13 protein-coding genes are annotated in these 12,945 nt (G+C 66.5%); all 13 read left to right on the top strand.

The window, feature by feature from the left end:
- Window positions 1-258 precede the first annotated feature (258 nt).
- The 13 genes from SB764_RS14935 to SB764_RS14875 all read left to right on the top strand — a co-directional run bounded on the left by SB764_RS14935 (window position 259) and on the right by SB764_RS14875 (window position 12,912).
- Window positions 259-912: a protein-L-isoaspartate O-methyltransferase family protein gene (locus SB764_RS14935; RefSeq protein WP_065057302.1), complete on the top strand. Its 654-nt coding sequence runs from the start codon at window positions 259-261 to the stop codon at window positions 910-912.
- A 98-nt stretch (window positions 913-1,010) separates the two neighbouring features.
- Entirely contained in the window at window positions 1,011-1,334 is a 324-nt protein-coding gene (locus tag SB764_RS14930) for a rhodanese-like domain-containing protein (RefSeq protein WP_065057301.1), read from the top strand.
- 534 nt (window positions 1,335-1,868) lie between these two features.
- A complete protein-coding gene (gene urtA / locus SB764_RS14925; RefSeq protein ID WP_065057300.1) occupies window positions 1,869-3,173 on the top strand; it encodes an urea ABC transporter substrate-binding protein in 1,305 nt (434 codons plus the stop codon).
- 149 nt (window positions 3,174-3,322) lie between these two features.
- Window positions 3,323-4,975 (top strand): urea ABC transporter permease subunit UrtB, encoded by a 1,653-nt coding sequence (urtB, locus tag SB764_RS14920; protein WP_408583519.1) that lies wholly within the window; start codon window positions 3,323-3,325, stop codon window positions 4,973-4,975.
- A gap of 2 nt (window positions 4,976-4,977) precedes the next feature.
- Complete coding sequence (gene urtC, locus SB764_RS14915; RefSeq protein ID WP_065057298.1) at window positions 4,978-6,168, top strand: urea ABC transporter permease subunit UrtC; 1,191 nt, start codon at window positions 4,978-4,980, stop codon at window positions 6,166-6,168.
- Window positions 6,169-6,248: 80 nt separating this feature from the next.
- Window positions 6,249-7,034 carry an urea ABC transporter ATP-binding protein UrtD gene (urtD, locus tag SB764_RS14910; RefSeq protein WP_241030491.1) on the top strand — a complete coding sequence of 262 codons (786 nt, stop codon included), beginning with the start codon at window positions 6,249-6,251 and terminating at the stop codon, window positions 7,032-7,034.
- A 54-nt stretch (window positions 7,035-7,088) separates the two neighbouring features.
- On the top strand, window positions 7,089-7,784 hold the full coding sequence (urtE, locus tag SB764_RS14905; RefSeq protein ID WP_124262383.1) for an urea ABC transporter ATP-binding subunit UrtE: 696 nt from the start codon (window positions 7,089-7,091) through the stop codon (window positions 7,782-7,784).
- 107 nt (window positions 7,785-7,891) lie between these two features.
- Entirely contained in the window at window positions 7,892-8,794 is a 903-nt protein-coding gene (locus SB764_RS14900; RefSeq protein WP_124262384.1) for an urease accessory protein UreD, read from the top strand.
- Window positions 8,795-9,099: 305 nt separating this feature from the next.
- Entirely contained in the window at window positions 9,100-9,402 is a 303-nt protein-coding gene (ureA, locus tag SB764_RS14895; RefSeq protein WP_065057295.1) for an urease subunit gamma, read from the top strand.
- An 11-nt stretch (window positions 9,403-9,413) separates the two neighbouring features.
- The gene (locus tag SB764_RS14890) at window positions 9,414-9,719 is read left to right on the top strand and encodes an urease subunit beta (protein ID WP_110327549.1); all 306 of its coding nucleotides are present in this window, start codon (window positions 9,414-9,416) and stop codon (window positions 9,717-9,719) included.
- Window positions 9,720-9,756: 37 nt separating this feature from the next.
- A complete protein-coding gene (gene ureC / locus SB764_RS14885) occupies window positions 9,757-11,463 on the top strand; it encodes an urease subunit alpha (RefSeq protein WP_065057293.1) in 1,707 nt (568 codons plus the stop codon).
- 47 nt (window positions 11,464-11,510) lie between these two features.
- Entirely contained in the window at window positions 11,511-12,224 is a 714-nt protein-coding gene (ureE, locus tag SB764_RS14880; RefSeq protein WP_410863938.1) for an urease accessory protein UreE, read from the top strand.
- Complete coding sequence (locus SB764_RS14875) at window positions 12,211-12,912, top strand: urease accessory protein UreF (RefSeq protein WP_074984635.1); 702 nt, start codon at window positions 12,211-12,213, stop codon at window positions 12,910-12,912. The genes ureE and SB764_RS14875 overlap by 14 nt, the downstream gene beginning before the upstream one ends.
- The last annotated feature ends 33 nt before the right edge of the window (window positions 12,913-12,945 follow it).

Here is a 12,945-nt window from a genome sequence, read left to right as displayed (position 1 = left end):
ATGTAATCGATTACATTCTTGGTTCGCGAACGGCGAAACTTCAAGGCGCACGAAGCCAGGACAAATACTGATCCCGCGCCGGCCCCGCGCTGCCGGCGGGCGGACGCCGCCGCAAAGGCCTTTGGTACAATCTCGCGATTGCCTGGCACCGTTTTTCGGGGCGTCCGCAGCGGCACGCGGCCGCCAGGACAGCCAGTCCCCGCCAGTCCCCCTTACGTATCGCCCGAACTTCGAACCGAACCATAACGCCGAGTCACCATGAACATCGAACAAGCGCGTTTCAACATGATCGAACAGCAGATTCGCCCCTGGGAAGTGCTCGACCAGGACGTGCTGAATCTGCTCTCGATCGTCAAGCGTGAGCATTTCGTCCCCGCGGCCTATGTCGATATCGCGTTCGCCGACCTGGAACTGCCGCTGCCCAATGGTCAGCACATGCTCGCGCCGCGCGTCGAAGCGCGCGTGCTGCAGGAACTCGCGGTGAAGAAGCACGAGAGCGTGCTCGAAATCGGCGCCGGTTCGGGCTACATGGCCGCCCTGCTCGCGCACCGCGCGCAACAGGTGCTGACGGTGGAAATCGACACGGAACTGGCCGAATTCGCGCGCGCCAACTTCGTGAAGAACGGCGTGCTGAACGCCGAAGTCGCGGTCGGCGACGCGGCACGCGGCTGGGCCGCGAACGCGCCGTACGACGTGATCTGCGTCTCGGGCGGCCTGCCGGTCGTGCCGCAGGAACTGCTGGAGCAGCTCAAGGTGGGCGGCCGTCTGGCGGCGTTCGTCGGCAGCGCGCCGGTCATGGAAATGCAGATCATCACGCGTATGGACGAGAAGCAGTACCGCATTGCGGGCGTGTTCGAAACCTACGTCGAACCGCTGCAAAACGCCGTGCAGCCGTCGCGCTTCAAGTTCTAAGTGGTCGCCGGGCCGCGTGTGCGGCCCCGCGCCCTGCATTACGTCCCTGTGTTACGTTTATCTTCCGTTTTTCTCCGCTTTCTCCGACTGAGTCTTCCATGCAGATCCTGACCGCCCCCGCCCTCGCCGAATGGCTCGCCGACTCCGCGCGCCCGGCGCCCGTCCTGCTCGACGTGCGCGAGCCGTGGGAAATCGAGACCGCGAAGATCGACGGCAGCATCTCGATTCCGATGGCGCAGATCCCCGCGCGCAGCGAAGAACTCGACGACGACGCGCAGATCGTCTGCATCTGCCATCACGGCGCGCGCAGCGCCCAGGTCGCGATGTTCCTCGAATCGCGCGGCCACACGCAGGTGTTCAACCTGCAAGGCGGCATCGACGCGTGGTCGCGTCAGGTCGATCCGAAGGTGCCGACGTACTGATTGCGGCAAGACCGGTCCATCACCGGTCAAGATGATGTCTTCGTCGAAGGGCGCGGTTCACACCGCGCCCTTTCGCATTTCTGCGCGCTTCGCATTCATGCGTGCAGCGCCTCGTCGCACTTCGATCGGAATGCGTGCTTGCACAACGATGTAGCGCGCGCGCCGACTTCTCCGCCTGCCGCATGCACCCCGCATGCACCTGATCGCATCGTCATGCACTGCGCGCGACGCATGCACCGCGACGATCATCGGCTTTCATGCACGCGCGCACTGCAACGATGCAGCGCGCCCGAACATGCGTCCCGCTGCACCAGATTCGCCCGCCCGCCGCACGTCGCGTTCGCGTACGTCCGTCTCGTCTTGCTTCGCCGGAAGCCCGCCCCGCGCTCGGCACGCGTCGACAGCACGCGCATCGCGCTTCTCACGCGCGCTGGCATAGCCTTTGCAGTAACAACCCCGCAAGGCTGGACACACCAACGGGGGCGCGTAATCAGACGCGCCGAGACCCACGACTTCACCCATAGGGGCATCTACATGAAACGTCGCAGTCTGTTGAAACTCGGGACGATGTCGGGCGCGCTCGCCGTAGCGGGGCGCGTGCCGTTCGCGCATGCCGACACGGGCAGCGGGCCGATCAAGGTCGGCATCCTGCATTCGCTCTCGGGCACGATGGCGATCTCGGAGACGTCGCTCAAGGACACCGCGTTGATGACGATCGCCGACATCAACAAGAACGGCGGCGTGATGGGGCGTCAGATTCAGCCCGTGGTCGTGGACCCCGCATCGAACTGGCCGCTGTTCGCGGAGAAGGCCCGCCAGCTGCTCACGCAGGACAAGGTCGCGTGCGTGTTCGGCTGCTGGACCTCGGTGTCGCGCAAGTCGGTGCTGCCGGTGTTCGAGGAGCTGAACGGCCTGCTCTACTACCCGGTGCAGTACGAAGGCGAGGAAATGTCGCGCAACGTGTTCTACACGGGCGCCGCGCCGAACCAGCAGGCGCTTCCCGCCGTGGAATATCTGATGAGCGCGGAAGGCGGCGGCGCGAAGCGTTTCTTCCTGCTCGGCACCGACTATGTGTATCCGCGCACGACCAACAAGATCCTGCGCGCCTTCCTGCATTCGAAGGGCGTGCAGGACGCCGATATTCAGGAGGTCTACACGCCGTTCGGTCATAGCGACTATCAGACCATCGTCGCGAACATCAAGACCTTCTCGCAGGGCGGCAAGACCACCGTCGTCTCGACCATCAACGGCGACTCGAACGTGCCGTTCTACAAGGAACTCGGCAACCAGGGCATCAAGGCGACCGACGTGCCCGTTGTCGCGTTCTCGGTGGGCGAGGAAGAACTGCGCGGCATCGACACCAAGCCGCTCGTCGGCCACCTCGCGGCGTGGAATTACTTCATGTCGGTGAAGGGCGCGCAGAACACGAAGTTCAAGGAGCAGTTCGAGGCGTGGGTGAAGGCGAACAATCTGCCGGGCGGCAGCAAGCGCGTCACCAACGATCCGATGGAAGCGACCTTCGTCGGCATCCACATGTGGAAGCAGGCCGTCGAAAAAGCGAAGAGCACCGACGTCGACAAGGTGCGCACGGCGATGATCGGCCAGACCGTGGCGGCGCCCTCGGGCTTCACGCTGACGATGGACGGCAACCATCACCTGCACAAGCCGGTGATGATCGGCGAGATTCGCGGCGACGGTCAGTTCAACGTCGTGTGGCGCACCAAGACCGCGATCCGCGCGCAGCCGTGGAGCCCGTATATCGCCGGCAACGAAGGCAAGCCGGACGTGGTCACGCAGGACGTGTTGCCGAACTTCCTGCGCCGTTCGCGCACGGCCTGATCGTCGCGATCGCACGGCCATCCTGCGCGCCATGCACGTCATGCAAGCCACGCGCGGCGCACTCTGAGCGCCGCGCGCGTTCTGCCCACGGGCCGCCGCTTGCGCCCGCGTTCGCGCGACGCGGCGGCCCGCATCATAAAGACCTCATCATGGCTCTCTCATTCCCGAGGTACGCCCGCCTGGGCTTGCGGCGCGCGATTGCCAGCGTCACGCTGTGCATGACGCTGTTCGCCACCTTCACGACCGCCGCGCACGCGCTTGAAGCCGCCGACGTCGCCCCGCTCGGCGGCGACGACTTCGACGCCAAGTCCGCCGCCGTCGACAAACTCATTGCCCTCCACGACGCCGCCTCGCTCGCGCTGCTCAAGGCGCTCGCCGAGGACAACGTGAGCGCCACCGACGCCGGCGAAGTGCTCGTCACCGACGGCGACACCGCGCGCGACGCCGCCACCGGCAAACCGGTCGCCGCCGACGTCGCGTCGAGTGCGCAGCCCATCACGCTGAACAATCTGCTGCGCTCGAAAGTGGCCGGCGCGGTCTCGGGCCTGCAACTCGCGTCGCCCGATCTGGCAACGCGCCGCGCGGCCATCGCCGAGCTGCTGAAGAATCCCGATCCGTCGATGAAGCCGATGATCGACGCCGCCCGCGCGAAGGAAACCGACGCCGCGCTCAAGCGCCGCCTCGATACGCTCTGGGCGATGACCGCGCTGCGCGACCCGAACGCGGCGACGCGCCTCGAAGCGACGAAGCTCGTCGCGGCGCGCCACGATCTCGACATGTACGAACTGCTGCGCCCGCTCGTCGCGAAGAATGCGAGCGGCGCATTCAACGAACCCGATGCCGATGTGCGCGCCGTCGCGCAGCAAGGCATCGACGCGCTCGACTCGATCCAGCGCCGCAGCGAAATCGCGGGCACGCTGTTCGCGGGTCTCTCGCTTGGCAGCGTGCTGCTGCTCGCGGCGCTCGGCCTCGCGATCACGTACGGTCTGATCGGCGTGATCAACATGGCGCACGGCGAGTTTCTGATGATCGGCGCGTACGCCACCTATGTCGTGCAGACGCTGTTCCAGCGCTACGCGCCGGGCGCGTTCGACTGGTATCCGCTGCTGGCGATTCCGGCCTCGTTCGTCGCCGCCGCGCTCGTGGGCGCGGTGATCGAGCGCCTCGTGATCCGCCATCTGTATGGCCGCCCGCTCGAAACGCTGCTCACCACCTTCGGCATCAGCCTGATCCTGATTCAGGCCACGCGCATGATCTTCGGCGCGCAGAACGTGCAGGTCGAAAACCCCGCGTGGATGAGCGGCGGCGTGACCGTGATGCAGAACCTGATCCTGCCGTACAACCGCCTCGCGATTCTCGCCTTCGCACTGATCGTGGTCGGCATCGCATGGACCGTGCTGACGAAAACGCGCCTCGGCCTGTTCGTGCGCGCCGTCACGCAGAATCGCCGCATGGCCGCCTGCGTGGGCGTGCGCACCGCGCGCGTCGATGCGTGGGCGTTCGCGTTCGGTGCGGGCATCGCCGGGCTCGGCGGCTGCGCGCTCTCGCAGATCGGCAACGTCGGTCCGGACCTCGGCCAGAGCTACATCATCGACTCGTTCATGGCCGTGGTGCTCGGCGGCGTGGGCCAGATCGCCGGCACCGTGATCGGCGGCTTCGGGCTCGGGCTCGTCTCGAAGGCCATCGAGCCGTTCTGGGGCGCGGTGCTCGCGAAGATCGCCGTGCTCGTGCTGATCGTGCTGTTCATCCAGAAGCGTCCGCAGGGCCTGTTCGCCCTCAAGGGCCGCAGCGCGGAGGCTTGACCATGACGACCGCCACCTCCACATCGCCGCGCTCGGCGCTCGCGCCGCACGACGGCAACACCGACACCTTCGCGCTCGGCCTGCCCGCGCGCCCCGCTCTGCTCTCGCGGCGCGCGTGGCTCGCGCTCATCGCGCTGATCATCGCGATGGGCGTGGGCGTGCCGCTGTGCGCGCTGGTGCTGCCGCAAACGAGCGCGCTGCATCTCTCCGCCTACACGATGACGCTCGCGGGCAAGCTCATGTGCTACGCGATCGCCGCGCTGGCGCTCGATCTCGTCTGGGGCTACTGCGGCATCCTGAGCCTTGGCCACGGCCTGTTCTTCGCGCTGGGCGGCTACGCCATCGGCATGTACCTGATGCGCCAGATCGGCCACGACGGCAAGTACGGCAGCGATCTGCCCGACTTCATGGTGTTTCTCGACTGGCACAGCCTGCCGTGGTACTGGAGCGGCACGCAGCATCTCGGCTACGCGCTGCTGCTCGTCGTGCTCGTGCCCGCCGTGGTCGCGTGGGTGTTCGGCTTCTTCACGTTCCGCTCGCGCGTGAAGGGCGTGTATCTGTCGATCATCACGCAGGCCATGACCTTCGCGGCGATGCTGCTGTTCTATCGCAACGAGACCGGCTTCGGCGGCAATAACGGCTTCACCGATTTCAAGCGCATCGCCGGCATGCCGATCACGCATCCGGGCACGCGCACGGTGCTGTTCCTGCTGACCTTCGCCACGCTCGTGCTCGCGTTTCTCGCGGCGCGCGCGATCGTCACCTCGAAGCTCGGACGCGTGGTCACCGCCGTGCGCGACGGCGAAACGCGCCTGATGTTTCTCGGCTACAGCCCGCTCGGCTACAAGCTGTTTATCTGGACCGTGTCGGCGATGCTCTGCGGCATCGCGGGCGCACTCTACGTGCCGCAGGTGGGCATCATCAATCCGAGCGAAATGTCGCCGGGCAACTCGATCGAAATGGCGATCTGGGTGGCCGTGGGCGGACGCGGCACGCTGATCGGCCCGATCATCGGCGCGTTCGCGGTGAACGGCGCGAAGAGCTTCTTCACCGCCTATTTCGCCGAATACTGGCTGTTCTTCCTCGGCCTCATTTTCGTGCTCGTGCCGCTGTTGCTGCCCAACGGCATCATGGGCCTCATCGAACTCGCCGTGCGGCGCATGAAGCTCGCGGCAGGAGGCAAGCGCTCATGAACGGACACATCCTGCTCAACGATCCGCTCAATCACAATCCGTTCGACGAGGAAGGCCTCACGCTCTCGGGCGTCGCCGACATGGGTCACGTGGTCGAGCCCGGCGTGATCGACACCTCGCACGGCACGATTCTGTATCTCGAAGACGTGACCGTGAGCTTCGACGGCTTTCGCGCGCTCAACAAGCTCTCGCTCGAGATCGACGCGGGCGAACTGCGCTGCGTGATCGGTCCGAACGGCGCGGGCAAGACCACGATGATGGACGTGATCACCGGCAAGACCTCGCCCGATTCGGGCAAGGTGTTTCTCGGCCAGACGCTCGACCTCACGCGCATGAACGAACCGGCGATCGCGCGCGTGGGCATCGGCCGCAAGTTCCAGAAGCCGACCGTGTTCGAGCAGCATCCCGTGTGGGAAAACCTCGAACTCGCGATGAAGGCCGACAAGGGCTGGTTCGCCACGCTGCGTGCGCGACTCGGGCGCGACGCGCAGGCGAAGATCGAGCAAACGCTCGAAACGATCCGCCTCGAAAGCGACGCGCGCCGGCTCGCGGGCGAGCTGTCGCACGGGCAAAAGCAGCGGCTCGAAATCGGCATGCTGCTGATGCAGAAGCCGCAGTTGCTGCTGCTCGACGAACCCGCCGCGGGCATGACCGACGACGAGACGATGGAACTCGCCGCGCTGCTCAATCGCCTGCGCGGCAGTTGCTCGATGATGGTGGTCGAGCACGACATGGAATTCGTCGCGGCGCTCGCGGGCGCGACCGGACGCGTGACCGTGATGGCCGAAGGCCGCGTGCTCGCGCACGGCACGCTCGACGAGGTCAAGCGCGACGAGACGGTGATCGAATCGTATCTGGGCCGCTGAGCCTCTCCCCACCGGCCCGAGAAGGGATCGACAAAGCCTCGACAAGGCATCGACATGCTCACAATCGAATCGCTGAACCAGTATTACGGCGGCAGCCACATCCTGCGCAACGTCTCGATGACGGTGCCCGAAGGCGAACTCACGGTGCTGCTCGGCCGCAACGGCGTGGGCAAGACCACGCTGCTGCGCTGCCTGATGGGCGTGGTGCCGACGAAGAACGGCAGCATCGCGTGGCGCGACACCGCGCTCACGAAAATGCCCACGCATGCGCGCGTGGCGCACGGCCTCGCCTATGTGCCGCAAGGGCGCGATATCTTTCCGCGTCTCACGGTCGAGGAGAATCTGCTGGTGGGCGCGGCGAGCAAGAAGCGCATGCCCAAGGGCGTGCCCGAGCACATCTACACGCTCTTTCCCGTGCTCAAGGACATGAAGGCGCGGCGCGGCGGCGATCTCTCGGGCGGTCAGCAGCAGCAGCTCGCCATCGGCCGCGCGCTGATGAGCGAACCGCAACTGCTGATACTCGACGAACCGACCGAAGGCATTCAGCCGTCGATCATTCAGGAGATCGGGCGCACGCTGCGCAGGCTCGTCGAGGAAATGAATCTCACCGTGCTGCTGGTCGAGCAGTATTACGACTTCGCGAAGGCCATCGCCGACCGTTACTGGGTGATGAGCCGCGGCGAAATCGTCGCGGGCGGCGCGGGCGCGCAGATGGATGCGGACGGCGTGCGCGAGTTGATCGCCGTTTGAGCGGGAAATCAAGCGGCGAGATCGCGCGGATTGTGGACCGGCCGGAACGCGCGGCCCCGCGTGCTATCCTCCACGCCAACTTCCGCACTGGTCCGCACGAAATCCGCATGTCGCTTCACGAAGATCACGCCGCGCTCGCGAACACCACGCTGCGCCAGGTCGCGCAACCCGAATGGGCCGCGAAGCTCGAACTCGGCTTCGAACTTCAAAAGGCGCGCACGGCGCTCACGCATCGTCTGCACGTGGGACCGTTGCGCGTGCAACGTCCGCTCTATCCCGAAGGCGACGCGATCTGCCACGCGGTGATCGTGCATCCGCCGGCGGGGATCGCGGGCGGCGACCGCCTCGACATCGACGTGAATGTGGGCGACGGCGCGCACGCCGTGCTCACCACGCCGGGCGCGACCAAGTGGTACAAGTCGAACGGCCGCGTCGCGCGCCAGCGCATCAAGGTGCGCGTGGGCGACGGCGCGAAACTCGACTGGCTGCCGCAGAACAATCTCGTCTTCGATCACGCGCACGCGGAACTCGACTTCGCGCTCACGCTCGGCGCGGGCGCGACGGCCATCGGCTGGGACGCGACGCAGCTGGGCCGCCAGGCGGCGGGCGAGCGCTGGTCGGCGGGCATGCTGCGCGCGCTCACGCGCGTCGTGCGCGCGGCCACGCCCGAGGCCGAGGAACAATTGCTCTGGTTCGAGCGCGCGCTGATCGACGCCGCCGATCCGCTGCGCGACGCGCCGCAAGGTCTCGCGGGCTTTCCGGCGTTCGGCGTGCTGTGGGCGATCGGCCCCGCCTGCACCGACGCGCTCGCGCAGGATCTCGCCGCCACTCTGCCTTTCGACGACGCGCTGCGCTCGGGCGCGAGCTGCATCGCGCCGGGCGTGCTGCTCGTGCGCGTGGTGGGCCGCTCGATGGAGCCGCTGCAAACCACGCTCGCGCAGTGCTGGACGCAACTGCGCCCGTTCGTGCATGGCGTGAAGGCCGCGCCACTGCGACTGTGGACGACCTGATCCGCATCGTTCCTGCATCGCTCCTGCTGAATGTCGCACCATCCTGGCGCGCGTTCGCGCGTCCACGCACAAACTCGCGACATCGAAACGCCAACGCGGTGCATGAACACCGCGCAGATGGTGCATCCACGCTGGCCCCTTCATTGGCACACACCTTGCTGTGAGCTTGCAGCGAATCGTGCGCGCCGCGCGCGAGGCAGCAAGCTGTCCGTAACCTGGCTCCCGTAAGCTGGTCCGCGCCCTTCCCGCGCGCCTGGCCGCTTCGGCTGCCACGCGTCCAGACTTGCCCCAACCGAACCAGAACGATGAAGCTCACGCCACGCGAGAAAGACAAGCTCCTGATCTTCACCGCCGCGCTGCTCGCCGAACGGCGCCGCGCGCGCGGCCTCAAGCTCAACTATCCGGAAGCGGTGGCGTTCATCAGCGCCGCGCTGATGGAAGCCGCCCGCGACGGCAAGACCGTCGCCGAGGTCATGCACTACGGCACCACGCTGCTCACGCGCGACGACGTGATGGACGGCGTGCCCGAAATGATCCCCGACATTCAGGTCGAAGCGACCTTCCCCGACGGCACCAAGCTCGTCACCGTCCACCATCCGATTCCCTGAAGGACGCGCCCATGATCCCCGGCGAAATGCTGATCGACGACGGCGAAATCGAACTCAACGTGGGCCGCGAGACGCTCAGCGTGACGGTCGCGAACACGGGCGACCGCCCGGTGCAGATCGGCTCGCACTACCACTTCTACGAAGTGAACGAAGCGCTCGTGTTCGAGCGCGAGGTTACGCGCGGCTTCCGGCTGAACATCGCGGCGGGCACCGCCGTGCGCTTCGAGCCCGGCCAGGAGCGCACCGTCGAACTCGTCGCGCTCGCGGGCGAGCGCGCGGTCTACGGCTTCAACGGCAAGGTGATGGGCCCGCTCTGAGCGGCGCGTCACGCCCCGAATTCATCAGGAATCCGATATGACATTGAAGATCGGCCGCCGCGCCTACGCGGAGATGTTCGGCCCCACGACCGGCGACCGCGTGCGTCTCGCCGACACCGAACTGCTCATCGAGATCGAGCGCGACTACACCGTCTACGGCGACGAAGTGAAGTTCGGCGGCGGCAAGGTGATCCGCGACGGCATGGGCCAGTCGCAGCGCCTGCACGCCGAAGTCGCCGATACCGTCGTGACCAACGCGGTGATCATCGATCACTGGGGCATCGTGAAGGCCGACATCGGCATCAAGGACGGGCGCGTCTGGCGCATCGGCAAGGCGGGCAATCCGGACGTGCAGCCGGGCGTGACGATTCCCATCGGCGCCTCGACCGAAGTGATCGCGGGCGAAGGCCAGATCGTCACGGCGGGCGGCATCGACACGCACATCCACTTCATCAGCCCGCAGCAGATCGACGAGGCGCTCGCGAGCGGCGTGACGACGATGCTCGGCGGCGGCACCGGCCCGGCGACGGGCACCAACGCCACCACCTGCACGCCGGGCCCGTGGCACATGGAACGCATGCTCCAGGCCGCCGACGGCTGGCCGATCAACCTCGGCTTTCTCGGCAAGGGCAACGTGAGCCTGCCCGCGCCCGCCGAGGAACAGATCGCCGCGGGCGCGATCGGCCTGAAGCTGCACGAGGACTGGGGCTCGACGCCCGCGGCCATCGATAACTGCCTGAGCGTGGCCGACGACACCGACACCCAGGTGGCAATCCACACCGACACGCTCAACGAATCGGGCTTCGTGGAAGCGACCGTGGGCGCGTTCAAGGGCCGCACGATCCACACGTATCACACCGAAGGCGCGGGCGGCGGCCACGCGCCCGACATCATCAAGGTCTGCGGCGAGGCGAACGTGCTGCCCTCCTCGACCAATCCCACGCGCCCGTACACCGTCAACACGCTCGACGAACACCTCGACATGCTGATGGTCTGCCATCACCTCGATCCGTCGATTGCCGAAGATATTGCTTTCGCCGAATCGCGCATTCGCCGCGAAACCATCGCTGCCGAAGACATCCTGCACGACCTCGGCGCGCTGTCGATGCTTTCTTCGGATTCCCAGGCAATGGGCCGCGTGGGCGAAGTCATCATCCGCACGTGGCAGACCGCACACAAGATGAAGGTGCAACGCGGCGCGCTGCCCGAGGACAACGCGCGCAACGACAACTTCCGCGTCAAGCGGTATGTGGCGAAGTACACGATCAATCCGGCGCTCACGCACGGCATCGCGCATGAAGTGGGATCGATAGAGCCGGGCAAATGGGCCGATCTGGTGTTCTGGGATCCGGCCTTCTTCGGCATCAAGCCCTCGCTGATTCTCAAGGGCGGCATGATCGCGCTCGCGCAGATGGGCGACCCCAACGCGTCGATTCCCACGCCGCAACCCGTGCATTATCGCGAGATGTTCGGCACGCGCGGACGCGCGCTCACGCAGACCTCGCTCACCTTCGTCTCGCAACTCTCGCTCGACAAAGGCATCGTCGATCGTTATGGTCTGCAAAAGCGCGTGGTCGCGGTGCGCAATTGCCGGAGCGTGACGAAGGCCGACATGATCCACAATGCATGGCAGCCGTCGATCAGCGTCGATCCCGAAACCTACCAGGTGGTCGCGGACGGCCAGTTGCTCACCTGCGAACCCGCCACGGTGCTGCCGATGGCGCAGCGGTATTTTCTGTTCTGATCTGTTCGGTTTACGCGAACAGCAAGTACGAAGTTTGAAGTATTGATATGCGCACGATCGACAAACGACTCAACGCCAAACTCGCGCCCGTGCTGGTCAAGCGCGCGCCCACCCTCACGCTCGCCTACGACGAGCGCTGCAAGAGCCGTCTCGCGGCGAGGCTCGACACGGGCGAGGACGTGGGCGTGGTGCTGCCGCGCGGCACGGTGCTGCGTGACGGCGACATGCTGGTCGCCGACGACGGCGGCCTCGTGCGCGTGATCGCGGCGGCGCAAAGCGTGCTGCGCGTGCGCGCGCACAACCGCCTCACGCTCACGCGCGCGGCGTATCACCTCGGCAATCGCCATACGCCCGTGGAAGTGGGCGTCGACGAACTGAAGCTCGAAGCCGATCCGGTGCTCGAAGACATGCTCAAGCGCCTCGGCGCGCAGGTCGAGCGCGCGGAACTGCCGTTCCAGCCCGAGTCGGGCGCGTATGGCGGCGGGCATCGTCACGGTCATGACGCGACGTTCGCCGAAGACTATGCGCTCGCGCAGCGCGTGTACGACGAGCATCACGGCCATTCGCACGATCACGGCCATTCGCACGATCACGGCCATTCGCACGATCACGGCCACGCACACGATCACGCACACGGCCACGATCATTCGCACGATCACAAACATCCGCACGGCGACGAACACACGCACGACCACGAATGCGGACACGACCACGGTCATTGCGACGGCCACGCGCACGACCACAGCCATGAACATCGCTGAACTCACCGCGCTGCTGCATCTCGCGTCGCCGGCGCTGCCGATCGGCGCGTTCAGCTATTCGCAGGGACTCGAAGCGGCGATCGACGCCAGACTGGTCGAAACCGCCGACGACGCCGCGCACTGGATCGCCCACGGCCTCGCCAACGTGCTCGCGCCCGGCGAGTTGCCGTTCCTCGCGCATCAGCTCGAACGCTGGCGCGCGCACGATACGGATAACGCCGCCGCTGCCACGCAAGCGCTGATCGACGCCAACGCGGAGTTCATCGCGAGCCGCGAATCGGCGGAACTCCGTCGCGAGACCGCGCAGATGGGCTGGTCGCTGCGCCAGCTTTGCGCGCAACTCGAATGGGGCGACGCCGCGCGCCGCGCCACGCTCGATCGCATGACGCCCGTCGCGCAGCCCACGGCGTTCGCCTTCGCGGCTTACGCGCACGATGCGTCCACGGAAGCGACGCTCGCCGCCTATGCGTTCAGCTGGGTCGAGAACCAGACGGCCGCCGCGCTCAAGGCGGTGCCGCTCGGCCAGGTCGCGGGGCAACGCATCGTCGTCGCGCTGCGGCCTGCGATCGCCGATGCCGTGGCGCGCGCGCTCGCCACGCCGCCCGACTCGCTCAACACGTTCGCGCCGCAGCTCGGCATTCTGAGCGCGCGCCATGAATCGCAATACTCGCGGCTGTTTCGTTCCTGAGCGCCGCGCCCTACCTTAATTCGCGCCACTTCG

This window comes from Paraburkholderia sp. SIMBA_027, from assembly GCF_046535315.1.
Taxonomy (GTDB): Bacteria; Pseudomonadota; Gammaproteobacteria; order Burkholderiales; family Burkholderiaceae; genus Paraburkholderia; species Paraburkholderia tropica.
This window is presented reverse-complemented; position numbering and strand designations above follow the sequence as displayed.

Bases quoted from the DNA above. Each gene is read 5' to 3' on its own strand.
- SB764_RS14935 (WP_065057302.1), top strand. From the start codon at position 259: ATGAACATCGAACAAGCGCGTTTCAACATGATCGAACAGCAGATTCGC.
- SB764_RS14930 (WP_065057301.1), top strand. From the start codon at position 1,011: ATGCAGATCCTGACCGCCCCCGCCCTCGCCGAATGGCTCGCCGACTCC.
- urtA (WP_065057300.1), top strand. From the start codon at position 1,869: ATGAAACGTCGCAGTCTGTTGAAACTCGGGACGATGTCGGGCGCGCTC.
- urtB (WP_408583519.1), top strand. From the start codon at position 3,323: ATGGCTCTCTCATTCCCGAGGTACGCCCGCCTGGGCTTGCGGCGCGCG.
- urtC (WP_065057298.1), top strand. From the start codon at position 4,978: ATGACGACCGCCACCTCCACATCGCCGCGCTCGGCGCTCGCGCCGCAC.
- urtD (WP_241030491.1), top strand. From the start codon at position 6,249: ATGGGTCACGTGGTCGAGCCCGGCGTGATCGACACCTCGCACGGCACG.
- urtE (WP_124262383.1), top strand. From the start codon at position 7,089: ATGCTCACAATCGAATCGCTGAACCAGTATTACGGCGGCAGCCACATC.
- SB764_RS14900 (WP_124262384.1), top strand. From the start codon at position 7,892: ATGTCGCTTCACGAAGATCACGCCGCGCTCGCGAACACCACGCTGCGC.
- ureA (WP_065057295.1), top strand. From the start codon at position 9,100: ATGAAGCTCACGCCACGCGAGAAAGACAAGCTCCTGATCTTCACCGCC.
- SB764_RS14890 (WP_110327549.1), top strand. From the start codon at position 9,414: ATGATCCCCGGCGAAATGCTGATCGACGACGGCGAAATCGAACTCAAC.
- ureC (WP_065057293.1), top strand. From the start codon at position 9,757: ATGACATTGAAGATCGGCCGCCGCGCCTACGCGGAGATGTTCGGCCCC.
- ureE (WP_410863938.1), top strand. From the start codon at position 11,511: ATGCGCACGATCGACAAACGACTCAACGCCAAACTCGCGCCCGTGCTG.
- SB764_RS14875 (WP_074984635.1), top strand. From the start codon at position 12,211: ATGAACATCGCTGAACTCACCGCGCTGCTGCATCTCGCGTCGCCGGCG.